Origin of the sequence: Hydrogenophaga palleronii (genome assembly GCF_031457455.1) — a bacterium.
Classification (GTDB): Bacteria; Pseudomonadota; Gammaproteobacteria; order Burkholderiales; family Burkholderiaceae_C; genus Hydrogenophaga; species Hydrogenophaga palleronii_A.
On the sequence record NZ_JAVDWU010000002.1, the window covers coordinates 644,217 to 660,068 of the forward strand.

Consider the following 15,852-nt stretch of genomic DNA (forward strand, 5'->3'; position numbering starts at 1 on the left):
ACCATGGCCGTCAAGAAATCTTCCACCCCCAACCGCAGCTTCAAGGTGGCCGACCAGATCCAGCGCGATCTGGCGGAGTTGATCGCGCGCGAGCTGAAGGACCCGAGGGTGGGCATGGTCACGATCAATGCGATCGAGGTCACACCTGACTATGCACACGCCAAGGTGTTTTTCAGCCTGCTCACGGGCAATCCGGAAGAGACCTTGCAGGGGTTGAATGCCGCTGCGGGCTTCCTTCGCTCCGGCTTGTTCAAGCGCCTGCACATTCATACCGTGCCTACGTTGCACTTCGTCTTTGACCGCACCACAGAGCGTGCGGCCGATATGAACGCCTTGATTTCCAAGGCTGTTGCATCACGTTCCAAGAACGAGGAATGACCATGCACGGGCCGCGCACCAGGGTGCAACGGCGCCCTGTGCATGGGGTGTTGTTGCTGGACAAACCGCTGGGACTCTCCAGCAATCAGGCCTTGCAAAAGGCTAAGTGGTTGCTGCGCGCCGAGAAGGCGGGCCACACCGGAACATTGGATCCACTGGCTTCTGGTGTTCTGCCACTGTGTTTTGGCGCCGCCACCAAGTTCAGCCAATTGCATCTGGACGCCGACAAGACTTACCAAACCACGGTTCGCCTGGGCGTGAAGACCAGCACAGGCGACGTCGAAGGCGACGTGGTGCAGATGAGGGACGTGCGCTGCACCCCTGGTCAGGTGGTGGAAGTGCTGGATCGGTTCACTGGCCCTATCCAGCAGTTACCGCCCATGCACAGTGCCTTGAAAAAAGACGGCAAGGCCCTCTATGAGTACGCACGTCAGGGCGAAGTGGTGGATCGACCTGTCAGGCAGGTGATCATTCACGAACTCGAACTGATCAACATGCAGCTCGATGGTGAATCGCCACACCTGACACTGCGCGTGCGTTGCAGCAAGGGCACCTACATCCGCACGCTGGGCGAAGACATTGGCGAGGCGCTGGGCTGCGGTGGGCACCTGAGCATGCTGCGACGGACCGCGACGGGCCCTTTCGTGGAAGCCCAGTGCGTGACGCTTGAAGCACTGGAAGCCATGACCGAAGCCGAACGCAGTTCTGCGCTGTTGCCCGTGCAGAACCTGCTTGAAGGACACACCCCGGTCACGCTGGACGCCGAGAATGCCGGACGTTTCCTCAGCGGCGTGCGCCGTCGTGGAAGCTGGGCCGACAGCGACCGCATTGCGGTTTTTGGCCCTCAACCTCAAGGCGAACCGCCTTCTGAATCCGTCGTGCTGCTGGGCAGTGCCCATGCGCAGGCGGGCGAATTGATCCCGGGGCGGCTGCTGAGCCCCATTGAAATACAGCAAATTCTGGAAACCGCATCATGAGCAAACAAATCCGCAACATCGCCATCATCGCCCACGTTGACCATGGAAAGACCACCATGGTTGATCAGTTGCTCCGGCAGTCCGGAACCTTTGCCGAACACGAAAAAGTGGTCGACACCGTGATGGACAACAACGCCATCGAGCGCGAGCGTGGCATCACCATCCTGGCCAAGAACTGCGCCGTGAGCTGGGAAGGCACGCACATCAACATCGTCGACACCCCCGGCCACGCGGACTTCGGTGGTGAAGTGGAGCGCGCGCTGTCCATGGTGGACGGTGTGGTGCTGCTGATCGACGCGCAGGAAGGCCCCATGCCTCAGACCCGCTTCGTGACCAAGAAGGCGCTGGCCCTGGGTCTCAAGCCCATCGTGGTGGTGAACAAGGTCGACAAGCCGGGTGCCCGCCCAGATGCTGTCATCAACGCCGCCTTCGACCTGTTCGACAAGCTCGGTGCAAACGACGAACAGCTGGACTTCCCCGTGGTGTACGCCTCGGGCATCAACGGCTGGACCTCGTTGGAAGAGGGCGCCCCGGGCGAGCAGTGGGGGCCGGACATGTCGGCCTTGTTCAATACCGTGCTCAAGCACGTGCCCGCACAGAGTGGCGACCCGGCCGCTCCCCTGCAGTTGCAAATTTCTGCCCTCGACTTTTCCACCTTCGTCGGCCGCATCGGCGTCGGCCGCATCAGCCAGGGCACCATCAAGCCCGCCATGGATGTGCTGGTGATGGAGGGCCCAGATGGCAAGGCCATCAAGGGCCGTGTCAACAACGTGCTGACCTTCCAGGGTCTGGACCGGGTGCAGGTGACGGAAGCCGGCCCTGGCGACATCGTGCTTATCAACGGCATTGCCGACATCGGCATCGGTGTGACCGTGACCGACCCGACGAATCCGGCACCCTTGCCCATGCTCAAGGTGGACGAACCCACACTGACCATGAACTTCTGCGTCAACACCAGCCCGCTGGCCGGCCGTGAAGGCAAGTTCGTGACCAGTCGCCAGCTCTGGGACCGCCTGCAGAAAGAACTGCAGCACAACGTGGCGCTGCGCGTCAACGAAACCGACGAAGAGGGCGTGTTCGAGGTGATGGGTCGTGGTGAATTGCACCTGACCATCCTGCTGGAGAACATGCGCCGTGAAGGCTACGAGATGGCCGTTTCAAAGCCGCGCGTGGTGTTCAAGGAAATCGACGGTGTGAAGTGCGAGCCCATCGAGCTGGTGACGGCCGACATCGAAGAAGCCCACCAGGGCGGCGTGATGCAGGCACTGGGTGAGCGCAAGGGCGAGCTCGTGAACATGGAGCCGGACGGCCGTGGCCGCGTGCGCCTGGAATACCGGATACCCGCCCGTGGCCTGATCGGTTTCACCAACGAGTTCCTGAACCTGACCCGCGGATCGGGCCTGATCTCAAACATCTTCGACAGCTACGAGCCGCACAAGGGCGACATCGGCAGCCGCAAGAACGGCGTGCTGATTTCCATGGACGACGGTGAAATCTTCACCTACGCCCTGGGCAAGCTGGACGACCGCGGCCGCATGTTCGTGCGTGCGAACGACCCGGTGTACGAAGGCATGATCGTCGGCATCCACAGCCGCGACAACGACCTGGTGGTCAACGCCACGCGGACCAAGCAGCTGACCAACTTCCGCGTCAGCGGCAAGGAAGACGCGATCAAGATCACACCACCGATCGACCTCACACTGGAGTACGGTGTCGAATTCATCGAAGACGACGAACTGGTCGAGATCACACCCAAGAGCGTGCGCCTGCGCAAGCGTTATTTGAAGGAACACGAACGCAAGCGCGCCAGCCGCGAATCGTGATCCCCGCACTCCGCCGCCGTGCGGAGCACGGGTGGCCCGAGGGAATGAGTCTTGCCTGGGCGTGTTCCAGTGTGTCGACTCCTTTGTCAATCATTCAGTCATGCCATTCCGTGCCCTCAACCGTCTGACCCATTCGCAGGCGGTCATCCTCATGCTGGCGGTCACACTCATGTGGTCGATCGCTGGCGTGGTGACCCGTCAACTGGAGTCGGCGGCCCGGTTTGAAATCACGTTCTGGCGCAGCGCGTTCACCGCGCTCTCGCTGTTGGTGATCCTGCCGGTATGGCGGCACTTCGACCGAAGCGAGGGCCTGCTTGCGCAGGAGACGCCCGGGGCAGGGTGGCTGGAGCGGCATTGGGGCGTGCCCAAGGGCTCAAAGGCTTTCTGGGTTTCCGGTGTCTGCTGGAGCGTGATGTTCACGGCCTTCATGCTGGCGCTGACGTTCACTAGCGTGGCCAATGTGCTGGTGATCATGTCGGTGGGGCCCTTGTTTACTGCGCTGGTGGCTCGTGTTTTCATCGGTCAGCGCCTCGCGGTGCGCACCTGGCTGGCGATCGTGGTGGCGGGGCTTGGCATTGTCTACATGTACGGTAGCCAGTTCCTGGAGGCCACTGCCGAGCCTGGAATCGACACGTCCAACCTGGTGCTCGGCTCGCTGATTGCGCTCTGTGTGCCCATGGCCGCGGCTGTGAACTGGACCGTGGTGCAACGCGGGCAGACCCATGGAGAGAAGATCGACCTCGTGCCTTCGGTGTTGCTCGGCGCCGTGATCTCATCGCTGGTCACGCTTCCACTGGCCTTGCCCATTGTGGCCACCGGCACGGACATCGCCTGGCTGGCTTTGCTGGGATTGGTTCAATTGGCCATACCGTGTGCCCTGTGCGTGGTGTGTGCACGGGTGCTCAAGGCGCCCGAGGTGTCGCTGTTGGCCTTGCTGGAAGTGATATTCGGTATTCTTCTTGCTTGGCTGTGGGCTCACGAAGCACCAGGCACGGAAGTGCTGCTGGGTGGCAGTGCGGTGATTGCTGCACTTGTCGTGAACGAATTGCTCGGATGGTGGTCCCGTGCCGGAACGCCACGTATCCAGACCGTCGACAAACTCCCACAATGACGGGTTGTACCGGGAACACAGGCCATGACCAATTCTTCTGTCGAATCCAACGTTGTTGTTGTTGAAGTCCAGGGCCGCGTGGGCTGCATCACGCTCAACCGGCCCAAGGCACTCAATGCTTTGTCGCTGGACATGATTCGCGCCATCACCCATGCACTGTTGTCCTGGCGAGAGGACGACCATGTGCTGGCGGTCGCCGTTCGCGGCGTCAACAAGGAAGGGCCTTTTGGTGCCTTCTGTGCCGGTGGCGACATTCGCTTTTTCCACCAGGCCGCGCTGAGTGGCAATCCCGCGCTCGAAGACTTCTTCACCGAAGAGTATGCGCTCAACCACTTGATCCATACCTACCCGAAACCCTACATTGCCTTCATGGATGGCATCGTGATGGGTGGCGGGATGGGCATCAGTCAAGGCGCCAGCCTGCGCATCGTGACCGAACGCAGCAAGCTTGCCATGCCTGAGACGCTGATCGGGCTCTTTCCAGACGTGGGAGGCGGCTATTTCCTGAGCCGCTGCGCGGGCCGACTGGGCGAATATCTCGCACTCACCGGGCTCACACTCAGCGGTCGGGAGGCCATGTCGGCAGGTCTGGCCGATGGCTACATCGATGCTGGCCGCCTTCCTGGCCTGTGGGCCTCGCTGGCCCAAACGCCTTTTGAGAACGGGGCCTCCGTCGAACGCTGGTGTGCCAGTCATCTCAGCATGACTGCGACGGCACCTTCCTGGCCAACGAAAGAAGTCGACCGGGTGTTCGGCCTGGAGACCGTTGCCGACATGGCCGCCGCGCTGGCCGAGACCGACAGCGACTGGGGGCGCAGCACCCTGGCCGCTCTGCGCCAGAGGTCACCGCTGATGCTGGCTGTTGCGCTGGAACAAGTTCGCCGGGCCAGGAGCATGGGTTTGGCCGACGATTTACGGATGGAGCGTGAACTGGTTCGACGCTGCTTTCACCTGCGCCCAGGCGCGGGGAGCGATACGGCAGAGGGCATCAGGGCGCTGGCCATCGACAAGGATCACAGCCCGCGCTGGCATCCCGCCACCATCGAAGAAGTGACGCCCGAAGAGGTGGCCGCATTCTTCGTGCCGCCATGGCCCGCGCACGCCCATCCACTCAAGGTGTTGGGCTGATCATGCCCGGTGGCGTGATTTCATGACACGCTCCACCTCCCGCTTGCCCTCGCGATCCTTGATCGTGTCGCGTTTGTCGTGCTCGGCCTTGCCTTTGCCCAATGCGATCTCACATTTGACCTTGCCATTCTTCCAGTGCAGGTTCAGCGGCACGAGCGTGTAGCCTTTCTGTTCGACCTTGCCCACCAGTCTGCGAATCTGCTCCTTGTGAAGCAACAGCTTCTTGGTCCGTACGCTGTCCGGGCTTACATGGGTGGACGCCGTGTTGAGCGGGTTGATCTGGCACCCAATCAGGAAAAGCTCACCCGAACGGACCACCACGTAGCCGTCGGTCAACTGCACCTTGCCTTCCCGCAATGCCTTGACCTCCCAGCCTTCAAGCACCATGCCGGCTTCAAACCGCTCCTCGATGGCGTAGTTGAAGAGGGCCTTGCGGTTTTCGGCGATGCGGCTGTCAACACCTTTGGTGGTGGATTTGTTTGAAGAGGAGGCCATGTGGAAGCAAGTGGGGCCATGCTGGGGGATATGCAAGGCCAATACAATGAAGGGGCGCAGACGGACACGAAAGGAAGCACAGACTTTGCGGCTTCTGCTTTTTGTCAGCATCGTCGGAAGCCCTACCGGCCCAGCCAACACATGTGCTTGCGCGAAGCCTGCATTGTATGAAAACCATTCACAAGTCCGTGCTGCTATGGCACAGCGCTCACGAGATGTTTGCGCTGGTGACAGATGTTGAACGCTACCCCCAGTTCCTTCCATGGTGCGATCACGGCGAGGTGCTTGAGCAACTCGACGACAGCATGGTTGCGCGCGTGGGCATTGCGATCAGCGGCCTGCGCCACAGCTTCACGACGCGCAATACCCATGAGCAAGATCGCAAGGTCATCATGGAACTGGTGGATGGACCGTTTTCCCACCTGGATGGTTGCTGGGTGTTTACGGCACTGGGAGAGCCGACACAGCGTGCCTGCAAGGTGGAGTTCACCTTGACTTATGGCTTCTCCAGTCAGACCCTGGCCAAGCTGGTGGGCCCGGTCTTTGACAAGATTGCGGGCAGCCTGGTCGACGCGTTCGTCAAGCGCGCCGATCAGGTCTATGGCGTGAAATCATGAAATGTCTGGAGGCCCGGTGAAGGTTCTGGTGCTGTTTTCACCCTCGCCGCGATCGGTGCTGGAAACCCCGTTGGACTTGCCGCCAGGCGCGACGTTGGGGGACGCGTTGCAGCGTGCAGGCTGGCTGGAGGTACATCCTGAATTGCGATCCACCACGCTATCGACCGGGATCTGGGGACGACGGGCAGACTTGAACGCGAAACTGAGGGATGGCGACCGGGTGGAGGTCTATCGACCTTTGCGGGTGGACCCCAAAGTGGCCCGGCGCGAGCGGTTCGTCGGACAGGGCGCCAGATCCGCTGGCCTGTTCGCCCAGCGACGACCTGGGTCAAAAGCGGGTTACTGAGCCCGCCGGGCAGGTGCAGGCCCGCAATCATTGCGCATGATGTCGTTCAACCTGCGCGTCTCGGCCTCGCGGGCCGTGTCGTCCATGATCTCCCGCTCACCCTTCGCATTGGTCGTCGCGATACGCACGCCAGAATCGAGGGTGGCTTTGGCCCGCTGGGCGCGCTGACAGTTGTCTGCACGCAATTGGGCGATGCGTGCCTCCTCGGCTTTCTTCTTGGCTTCTTCAGCTGCTTCTGCCTGGCGTTTTTTGGCTTCGAGCTGCTCGTCCTTGGCAGGGGGCTTGGGCGCCGCCGGTGCTGCAGCGGCGGGGGCTGCTTCGTCGGGCTGGGTGCTTGGTGCGACGGGCGCACGAGGGCCCGGGCGTTGGAGAACGTTCTTGTCGGGGATGCCCGCAGGCGGCGGGGTATCACTGAACACCTTGCGCCCGGTGTTGTCCACCCATTGCCATTGTGCGAACGCGAGCTGACTGATCGCAAGCAGGACGATTGCCGCCAAGGGCTGGCGCCACGGTTGGCGAGAGGAGGGAGTTTGTGCCATGCGCGCAGTTTAGCGCCGGCTCCCGATGCCGTGGAGGGGCGGGCCGCGCCTGTGGCTCGCAAGATGCAGTTTCCGTGCGGTTTTGAGCCCAAAAACAGGCGATTTGGCGCTTGAATATGAACGCCCATCCCCGCCACGGCGCCGTTGGTCGCCGGATACAATGGCGCTTTTGGAGCTTTTTCCCATGCGCCTCCTCGGCAAAGCGCTCACCTTCGACGACGTGTTGCTGGTGCCAGCGTACTCGCAGATCCTTCCCAAGGACGCCTCGCTCGCGACCCAGTTCTCCCGCAACATCCACCTCAACCTGCCGCTGGTGTCCGCAGCCATGGACACCGTGACCGAGGCGCGATTGGCGATTGCCATTGCGCAGGAGGGGGGCATCGGGATCATTCACAAGAACCTCACCGCCCAGGAGCAGGCCGCACAGGTGGCCAAAGTGAAGCGCTACGAATCAGGTGTGCTGCGGGATCCGGTGGTGATTTCGTCCAGCACCACGATTCGCGAGGTCATGAAGCTGTCTGAGGAACTCGGCATCTCTGGCTTCCCCGTGGTGGACGGTGGCAAAGTGGTCGGTATCGTCACCGGTCGAGATCTCCGGTTCGAGACCCGCTTTGACTTGCCGGTGAGCGAAATCATGACGCCGCGCGAACGCCTGATCACCATGCCCGACGGGACCACACCTGCGGAAGCCAAGGCTTTGCTCAACAAGCACAAGCTGGAGCGCCTGCTGCTGGTCAACGACGCGTCCGAACTCAAAGGACTGATCACCGTCAAGGACATCACCAAGCAACTCAACTTCCCGAACGCTGCGCGAGACGCGGCGGGGCGTCTGCGCGTTGGGGCCGCTGTGGGCGTGGGAGAGGGAACCGAGGAGCGTGTGGAGGCCCTGGTGAAGGCCGGCGTGGATGCCATCGTGGTGGACACCGCACATGGGCACAGCAAAGGCGTGCTGGACCGGGTGCGCTGGGTCAAGCAGAACTACCCCCAGGTCGACGTGATCGGCGGCAACATCGCCACCGGAGGCGCAGCCACTGCTCTGGTGGAGGCGGGTGCCGACGGGGTGAAGGTGGGCATTGGCCCCGGATCCATCTGCACCACCCGCATCGTTGCCGGCGTGGGCGTGCCGCAGATCATGGCCATTGACAGCGTGGCCACTGCGCTGCAAGGCACAGGCGTACCGATGATTGCCGACGGCGGCATTCGCTACAGCGGCGACATTGCCAAAGCCATTGCAGCAGGCGCGAACACCGTGATGATGGGCGGCATGTTTGCCGGTACGGAAGAGGCACCGGGCGAAATTGTGCTGTTCCAGGGACGCAGCTACAAGAGCTACCGCGGCATGGGCTCCATCGGCGCCATGCAGCAGGGCAGCGCCGACCGCTACTTCCAGGAATCGAGCACCGGTAACCCCAATGCAGACAAGCTGGTGCCCGAAGGCATCGAAGGCCGTGTGCCTTACAAGGGGTCCGTGGTTTCCATCATCTACCAGATGGCAGGTGGATTGCGGGCCTCCATGGGCTACTGTGGTTGCCCATCCATCGAGCACATGCGCCACAAGGCCGAGTTCGTGGAGATCACCTCGGCCGGCATCCGTGAGAGCCATGTACACGATGTGCAGATCACCAAGGAAGCGCCGAACTACCGCGCTGACTGATCGCCGTGCGTCCCACCCCGCCACCTGAACCGCTGCGTTGGCAAGTGTGGGCGCTTTACGCGTTGGCACTTCTTCTGGGCGGAATGGTGGTTTACGGGCTCGTTGTCGGGGAAACACCTGGCAGGCACCCGTTCACCCTTGAAGACGATCCAGAACGGTTCTGGCAATCCCTGACCCTTTTGTTTGTGCTGGCGTGCGCAGCCTTTGGCGGCGCACGCTGGCTGAATCGGCGCTGAAAGCCCAACTGTCCACCCATTCATGCACCAGAAAATCCTCATTCTCGATTTCGGCTCCCAGGTCACCCAACTGATCGCGCGACGCGTACGGGAAGCGCACGTCTATTGCGAGGTTCATCCTTGTGATGTGAGCAGCGATTGGGTGCGCGAATTTGCCGCCGATGGGCAACTTAAGGGGGTGATCCTCTCCGGCAGCCATGCCAGTGTGTATGAGGTGGACGACAAGGCGCCGGACGCGGTCTACGAACTGGGTCTGCCCGTGCTGGGCATCTGCTACGGCATGCAGACCATGGCCCAGCAACTCGGGGGCAAGGTGGAAGCTGGCCATGCTCGTGAATTCGGCTACGCAGAAGTACGCGCGCGTGGCCATACGGCATTGCTCAAGGACATCGCCGACTTCACCACGCCCGAAGGCCACGGCATGCTCAAGGTCTGGATGAGCCACGGCGACAAAGTCACCGAGCTGCCACCGGGTTTCAAGCTGATGGCCAGCACGGACAGCTGTCCCATCGCCGGCATGGCCGACGAGGCGCGGGGTTACTACGCGGTGCAGTTCCACCCCGAAGTGACCCACACAGTGCAGGGCAGGGCGCTGCTGGAGCGCTTCGTGCTCGACATCTGCAAGACCAAGCCCGACTGGGTGATGCGCGATCACATTGAAGAAGCGGTACAGAAGATCCGCGAACAAGTGGGCGACGAGGAAGTGATTCTCGGCCTGTCCGGTGGTGTGGATTCATCGGTGGCGGCGGCGCTCATCCACCGGGCCATTGGCGACCAGCTGACCTGCGTGTTCGTCGACCACGGCCTGCTGCGCCTGCACGAAGGCGACATGGTGATGGACATGTTCGTCGGCAAGCTGCACGCCAAGGTCATCCGGGTGGACGCGGCCGACCAGTTCCTCGGCCACCTTGCCGGCGTGAGCGATCCGGAGGCCAAGCGCAAGATCATTGGCCGCGAATTCGTCGAGGTTTTCAAGGCTGAAGCGGCCAAACTCATTTCAAGTGGTGCATCAACAAAAGGCGCCAAGTGGTTGGCACAAGGCACTATTTACCCAGACGTGATCGAATCTGGCGGGGCCAAGAGCAAGAAGGCCGTGACCATCAAGAGCCACCACAACGTGGGTGGCCTGCCCGAGCAACTGGGCCTGAAACTGCTCGAGCCCTTGCGTGATCTGTTCAAGGACGAGGTGCGTGAACTGGGCGTGGCGCTGGGCTTGCCGCACGACATGGTCTACCGCCATCCCTTCCCGGGGCCCGGTCTGGGTGTGCGCATTCTGGGCGAAGTGAAAAAGGAATACGCCGACCTGTTGCGGCGGGCCGATGCGATCTTCATCGAGGAGCTGCGCTCCACCATCGATCATCCCAGCGGCAAGAGCTGGTACGACCTGACCAGCCAGGCTTTCACCGTGTTCCTGCCGGTGAAGAGCGTCGGCGTGATGGGCGACGGCCGAACCTACGACTACGTGGTCGCACTGCGTGCCGTGCAGACCAGCGACTTCATGACCGCCGACTGGGCAGAACTCCCGTATACCTTGTTGAAAAAGGTGTCCAGCCGAATCATCAATGAGGTGCGCGGCATCAACCGGGTCACTTACGACGTCAGCTCCAAGCCGCCTGCGACCATTGAGTGGGAGTGACGGGCGGTTAACAAATGTATAAAAATCAATGGGTTATAAGCGCCATTGACCATATAGCCGCATCATCAACGAAAACCGACGTGGTGCAGACCCCGAGCAGTCCTTTCTCCACGAACCGCGAAGCGGACTTTCAATGCCCATGGGCAATGGCATCCAGCGGGCTGGCCGTTCCACCGTAAGCGTCTGGACCCCCCATCTTGACGGCAGTGCTACAGGCCCAGCTTGTCCATCGCGACATTCACGGTATCGGGTCGAAGCCAGCGGAATCGAACGGTCAGCCGTTCCATCGCCATAGCCAAGTGCTCCGGATGACGAGGTCGACATAGCTGGCAGGATGTGACCATAGCCTGGTGGCCATAGCAGTACGGCCGCTGTGCAATTTCTCAGCTCGCCATCTGGTGCGGCAGGAGGCGGTCGTATTCGACCTTCACCACCGAATAACACTCGCATGCACGCTGCTCCAGGCCTACGCGGTCCAGCACCTTGATGCGCCCGCGCGTGTAGCTGATGATGCCGGCCGCCTGGATCTTCAAGGCTGCCTCGGTCACCCCTTCGCGGCGCACGCCCAGCATGTTTGAGATCAGCTCCTGGGTCATGGCAAGTTCATTGCCAGGAAGCCGATCCAGACTTAGCAACATCCAACGGCAGAGCTGTTCGTCCAGCGAGTGGTGCCGATTGCACACCGCCGTTTGTGCCATCTGGGTCATCAGGGCCTGGGTGTACCGCAGCAGCAGTTTTGCCACGGGCCCACCCAGATCAAATGCCTCTGACATGTACGAAGCCTTCAATCGGTAGCCCAGCCCAGCCGCTTGCACCACCGCTCGGCTGGTTGTCGTGTTGCCTCCCATGAAGAGGGCGACACCCACCATGCCCTCGTTGCCAACCACTGCAATCTCGGCTGAGTCGCCGTTCTTCATCACGTACAGCAGCGAGATGATCCCGGAGGTTGGAAAGAAGGCATGCGATTCCAGCTTTCCCGACTCATAAAGCACCGCCCCCAGCGGCATCTCCACAAGTTCCAGGTGTGGTAGCCAGCGCGCGATTTGCGTTTCGGGCAGAGCCGAAAGCAGCTCGTTGAGCTTGATTTCGCTGGACGTTGGCACCAGCTCACCAGACATGCCTTTGCGGCTGTCCCTATTAGCTATGGTGACTAGTTTCACTGACCGATGAACTTTCATGGCGACCTCACTCAGAGCGGCAGCAGGCACCCCAAATGAAGCGTAGCGCGCACCGAGATCAATGTAGGCAAGCATGTCGTCTGTGTATGTACGCTGAGGAACAGAGGCATTGCCAATGCGAGAGGACGCATAGCAATGGATGATGCTCACCGTGGTCTCGATGGGAGATGGTAAGCAGCCGGTGATCCCATCTTGATGGGTAGCTGTCCCCCATCTCCAAGGCTAGACTTCAGGAATCGGCCAGATGCGGTCGTTCAACGAGGTAGAGATGCGTATCCGAGAGTTCAGCCCGGAGCTAGATTCCGATGTAGTCAGGACGTGCATCTGCGAGCTACAAGACTTTGGTCGCGCGCAGGATGCAAGGATGCCCCCCGGGCGCCAGATTTCAAGTCGGTACCTCGCCGACCTACAGGAGAAGTGCGCCATGTGGAAAGGCGCAATTTTCGTCGCCGAGTCGGGAGGCCAGGTTGTTGGCTTTATCTCGGTACTTGCTGCTGTTCCTGTTGCCGAGCCGCTTGACGGTGTGACTGAGGAGGCCAGAGTTGTAGACCTATACGTAGCCGATTCAGCGCGTGGTCTCGGTTTGGGGAAGATGCTGATGACTCGCGCTGTCAGTTTCGTTGCTTCTCACTCGGCTCGATGGCTCCGAGTCTCAGTGTTTGCTCAAAATACGTCGGCGCTTGAGATGTACAAAAAGTTTGGCTTCTCCGAACTTGAACTTTCACTGGAGTTGGACCTAAAGTCACAGCGCCTCGCGCAGGAGACTCCCTGAACTTCCGCACAGGGCCCCGAAGAGCCGGTCGCCTCAGCGGGTAGCAGTCGCTCGACCCCTTGCGTGGCTCATCGCTGCTGGGTGGCCGCTGCTGGAAGTGCAACGGTCGGTCGCCTCGCAGAAGGGGAATGACAGGTTCCGCTGACGGATGTGATTGGGCTCTGAAAATCTGACCGGCTGTAGCCAGCCTGGAACCGACTTTGCGAAACCGAGAGGCAGCAGTGCAGCGATTGGAGCCTGTCGCCAGCGGCGGGTGTACTCCCGCTGTCTGGCACCAAGCAGTCGTCGGGCCTGGTCGCGCGCCAAGCCATGAACGTCGGCTGCATGGGGTACTGCGGACATCGGGCTCCCACGACCCGGATGGCGCAGCAACCGACCGCTTCCCCTTCAGCTGGACTGGAGCTACAGCCCAATGACGGGCGGGGCCGACAGCTCTGCAGCCAGCGCATCGGCACCGTGGAACCGGTGTTTGGAAACATCCGCCACAACAAGCGCCTGACCCGTTTGAATCACCGAGGACAGGTTAAGGTCAACACGCAGTGGCACTTGTACTGCATGGTGCACAACATCGAGAAGTTGGCGAAGACGCAGTTGGGGCGAACTGGGTACCAGTAGGGTAGGTGGACGGGCGAATGAACAGTCGTCAGGACCCGTTTGGGGACGAAATTGCGGCAAACTGCGGACATGAACACTCACACCCTGATCTTGACGCCGCGTCATGCCCAAGGCATGGCAATCGCTTGCGGGAAACAGGTTTTTTTACAGCCTCGTTAAGCCGCATGAATCTTGCGCTGCTCACCCGACGGTATTGCTTGCTGCTTTACTGGCTTATGTTTGCTTTGATCACCTTGTACCAAGCGCAGTGGCCTGGCCTGATGCTGCACCCCGAACGATGGAGCTACCCGTGGCGTGCCGTAGCTATCGTTTGGGCGTTGCTCGCAGTCTTGGTGGGTGTCTTGTACGTCATTCTTCGTCCCGAGACTTTTCACCGCTCTTGGGGACGCTTGGCTGGAGCCTTGGTATACGCTGCGGGGCTCTTGGTTGTTGGGATACTTTCCGTCGTGACCGACATGCCTGGGTACTACTATGTGCCAGCGCAGTTTTCGGTCGTCACAATGGCCGTCATGCTCATCTTTGCCGCGTTTCAAGTCCTCAGCGTCCTGTGGTGCAGGAGAAGAAATTCGGCTTAACAAGTCGGCACAGCACGGATGGCCTTCAAAACCCGGTACCGGCCAGAAGCTGACACAAGCGAACCCTCATGATTCAAGTGAAATATCCCGAAATGCGCAAGGAGCTTGAAGAGCATCTGCAGGCCCTCGCCGACCCCGCGTACCAGCGTCGAGCGTGGGTCGATGGCCAAGCCGAGGGCGCCGTGCAGCATGACAAGTTCGACTATGCGGTGCACTTCCTGTACGACGACACCCAACTGGCTAGCGATGCCCATTCCACAGTCGGCTGGATTCTGAATGATGCTGCGGAGGCTGATTGCGTTACCGCCCTGGTGAGTTCTATCGAAGTCGTGTTTGAGCGATACGGAACCAAACTCTCGGATGCGGAGTACATCGACCTTCCAGAATGGCATTCCGTGGTCCTAGCTGCCAAGACTGCGGCGGCCTCTTTGATGCGGCGCTAGCGAGAGGGCTTCAGAGGCAAAATGCGGCCAGAAGCGGTCTTTGCGCATCCGTAAAAGCATCCGTTCAACGCTGGAGGTGAGCCGCACACGACGCCGAGGCGCCTCGAAGGCTCAGAGCTCATGGGAGTACACAATGAAGCCGTGATGTTCGGCCATTTTGTCGTAGAGGGCACGACCAGCAACGTTGGATGTCTGGGTGGTCCAATAGACGCGCGAGCTCCCGGCCTCTTGCGCCGCGTCTAGGACCCGCTGAATGAGAGCGCGCCCCACTCCCCTGCCACGGCAAATCTCCTCGGTGAAGAGGTCTTGAAGGTAACAGACGTCAGAAAAGCGTGAGGTACTGCAATGAAACAGAAAATGCGCGATGCCGACGACCCGGCCGTCGAGTTCGGCAACGAACGCCCGCACAGTTTCGGCCTTGTCAAAAAACCGCTCCCACGTTTGTTTCGTCACACGCTCGTCCAAAGCCGTGGATCCGCTGCGTCCATAGAATGCGTTGTATCCGTCCCAGAGTGATCGCCACTGCTGGTGGTCATCGTGCCGAATTGGCCTAATGTGGGGATGAGCCATTGTGTATGTATTCGTAGGTCTGACGCCGCTGCTCAGCCGACGTCGTAGGCGGTAGGGTGCTGCAGCCTGTTGGGCCACGCTCCGGCAACGCGAAATGCTTGCGACTTCACAACGACGCCGCTGCTGCGTACACCAAACAAATAGCTGCAAACAGCGAAAGCCATGCGCCCGCCACGTTTGCAAACAGGACAACGTTTTCCGGCGTTGTTTTACCTCGCGTCAAACCCCTGTGCCCGGTGATGGCGGCCAACGGCATGGAGATGCAAAAGAAGTATGACGAAGCGATTAGGCATCCAGCGATGAACCACGACAAGGCCGCAGAAACAGACAACGACGTGAGCACGGCGGCCACGGAAAACATGAGGATTGCTGCAATTGGAAGACTCTGATGGGCAATGCGCCAGGAGTTGACAATATGAGCGGATGCCTCTCGATTGATGGCTTTCCCGTAGGGCGCGCCTAGTAGGAGACCGAACAGTAAGACAACTGAGCCATGGAAAATCAGATGTTTGGCAGGCGTGATCATCGTGGTGGTAGCGGTTCTGACGGGTCGGGCACGAAACTTTTGGGAGTTTACTGGGGAGCACCCGGTTGCAAGGGCAGAACCTGCCGACCGCTGCAACTGCAACGGCGGCTCCGCGACACTTGCCCAGACGACCGCTCGGGGCCAATTCTGTTGAAAAACTCGGTTTTGGCCCGTGCGGTGGGGTCACGCTGAATCCGCCACGATCAGAATTGAGTTTATTTCCCGGCCGCTTC

17 protein-coding genes are annotated in these 15,852 nt (G+C 60.6%); 12 read left to right on the forward strand and 5 right to left on the reverse strand.

The features are described from left to right. Nucleotides 1-3: 3 nt before the first annotated feature. The 5 genes from rbfA (at nt 4) to J2W49_RS07505 (ending at nt 5,417) form a co-directional block, all read left to right on the forward strand. Nucleotides 4-378: a 30S ribosome-binding factor RbfA gene (rbfA, locus tag J2W49_RS07485; protein ID WP_310313686.1), complete on the forward strand. Its 375-nt coding sequence runs from the start codon at nt 4-6 to the stop codon at nt 376-378. A gap of 2 nt (nt 379-380) precedes the next feature. Then, the gene (gene truB / locus J2W49_RS07490; RefSeq protein WP_310313689.1) at nt 381-1,355 is read left to right on the forward strand and encodes a tRNA pseudouridine(55) synthase TruB; all 975 of its coding nucleotides are present in this window, start codon (nt 381-383) and stop codon (nt 1,353-1,355) included. Continuing rightward, entirely contained in the window at nt 1,352-3,178 is a 1,827-nt protein-coding gene (gene typA, locus J2W49_RS07495; RefSeq protein ID WP_310313692.1) for a translational GTPase TypA, read from the forward strand. Before truB ends, typA begins: the two co-directional genes overlap by 4 nt. A gap of 100 nt (nt 3,179-3,278) precedes the next feature. Next, nucleotides 3,279-4,289 carry a DMT family transporter gene (locus tag J2W49_RS07500; protein WP_310313696.1) on the forward strand — a complete coding sequence of 337 codons (1,011 nt, stop codon included), beginning with the start codon at nt 3,279-3,281 and terminating at the stop codon, nt 4,287-4,289. Nucleotides 4,290-4,313: 24 nt separating this feature from the next. Beyond that, nucleotides 4,314-5,417 carry an enoyl-CoA hydratase/isomerase family protein gene (locus J2W49_RS07505; RefSeq protein WP_310313698.1) on the forward strand — a complete coding sequence of 368 codons (1,104 nt, stop codon included), beginning with the start codon at nt 4,314-4,316 and terminating at the stop codon, nt 5,415-5,417. Here the strand turns inward: J2W49_RS07505 and smpB are convergent, their stop codons facing one another. Beyond that, entirely contained in the window at nt 5,418-5,912 is a 495-nt protein-coding gene (gene smpB, locus J2W49_RS07510; RefSeq protein WP_310313701.1) for an SsrA-binding protein SmpB, read from the reverse strand. A 167-nt stretch (nt 5,913-6,079) separates the two neighbouring features. Between smpB and J2W49_RS07515 the strand changes: the two genes are divergently transcribed. Together J2W49_RS07515 and J2W49_RS07520 are read left to right on the forward strand one after the other, a co-directional pair. Then, entirely contained in the window at nt 6,080-6,529 is a 450-nt protein-coding gene (locus J2W49_RS07515; protein ID WP_310313704.1) for a type II toxin-antitoxin system RatA family toxin, read from the forward strand. Nucleotide 6,530: 1 nt separating this feature from the next. Further along, nucleotides 6,531-6,875: an RnfH family protein gene (locus J2W49_RS07520; RefSeq protein ID WP_310313706.1), complete on the forward strand. Its 345-nt coding sequence runs from the start codon at nt 6,531-6,533 to the stop codon at nt 6,873-6,875. Here the strand turns inward: J2W49_RS07520 and J2W49_RS07525 are convergent. Then, on the reverse strand, nt 6,869-7,372 hold the full coding sequence (locus J2W49_RS07525; RefSeq protein ID WP_310313708.1) for a DUF4124 domain-containing protein: 504 nt from the start codon (nt 7,370-7,372) through the stop codon (nt 6,869-6,871). The genes J2W49_RS07520 and J2W49_RS07525 overlap by 7 nt on opposite strands. Before the next feature lie 226 nt (nt 7,373-7,598). Between J2W49_RS07525 and guaB the strand changes: the two genes are divergently transcribed. Both guaB and guaA read left to right on the forward strand, forming a co-directional pair. Then, on the forward strand, nt 7,599-9,068 hold the full coding sequence (gene guaB / locus J2W49_RS07530; RefSeq protein ID WP_310313711.1) for an IMP dehydrogenase: 1,470 nt from the start codon (nt 7,599-7,601) through the stop codon (nt 9,066-9,068). 258 nt (nt 9,069-9,326) lie between these two features. Further along, the gene (guaA, locus tag J2W49_RS07535; RefSeq protein WP_310313714.1) at nt 9,327-10,940 is read left to right on the forward strand and encodes a glutamine-hydrolyzing GMP synthase; all 1,614 of its coding nucleotides are present in this window, start codon (nt 9,327-9,329) and stop codon (nt 10,938-10,940) included. Between the two features lie 383 nt (nt 10,941-11,323). Here the strand turns inward: guaA and J2W49_RS07540 are convergent, their stop codons facing one another. Further along, nucleotides 11,324-12,058 (reverse strand): Crp/Fnr family transcriptional regulator, encoded by a 735-nt coding sequence (locus J2W49_RS07540; protein ID WP_310313833.1) that lies wholly within the window; start codon nt 12,056-12,058, stop codon nt 11,324-11,326. 304 nt (nt 12,059-12,362) lie between these two features. Here J2W49_RS07540 and J2W49_RS07545 point away from each other — a divergent pair, with 304 nt between their 5' ends. From J2W49_RS07545 to J2W49_RS07555, 3 genes are all read left to right on the forward strand, one after another. Further along, nucleotides 12,363-12,890 (forward strand): GNAT family N-acetyltransferase, encoded by a 528-nt coding sequence (locus J2W49_RS07545; RefSeq protein ID WP_310313715.1) that lies wholly within the window; start codon nt 12,363-12,365, stop codon nt 12,888-12,890. A gap of 360 nt (nt 12,891-13,250) precedes the next feature. Further along, complete coding sequence (locus J2W49_RS07550; protein WP_310313718.1) at nt 13,251-13,505, forward strand: transposase; 255 nt, start codon at nt 13,251-13,253, stop codon at nt 13,503-13,505. Between the two features lie 643 nt (nt 13,506-14,148). Continuing rightward, the gene (locus tag J2W49_RS07555) at nt 14,149-14,523 is read left to right on the forward strand and encodes an SCO4402 family protein (RefSeq protein ID WP_310313721.1); all 375 of its coding nucleotides are present in this window, start codon (nt 14,149-14,151) and stop codon (nt 14,521-14,523) included. Nucleotides 14,524-14,634: 111 nt separating this feature from the next. On the opposite strand, the gene J2W49_RS07560 is transcribed toward J2W49_RS07555, so the two are convergent. Together J2W49_RS07560 and J2W49_RS07565 are read right to left on the reverse strand one after the other, a co-directional pair. Then, complete coding sequence (locus J2W49_RS07560) at nt 14,635-15,093, reverse strand: GNAT family N-acetyltransferase (RefSeq protein ID WP_310313725.1); 459 nt, start codon at nt 15,091-15,093, stop codon at nt 14,635-14,637. 106 nt (nt 15,094-15,199) lie between these two features. Further along, nucleotides 15,200-15,619, reverse strand: coding sequence for a styrene oxide isomerase (locus J2W49_RS07565; protein WP_310313729.1), 420 nt, complete (start codon nt 15,617-15,619; stop codon nt 15,200-15,202). Nucleotides 15,620-15,852: the final 233 nt, after the last annotated feature.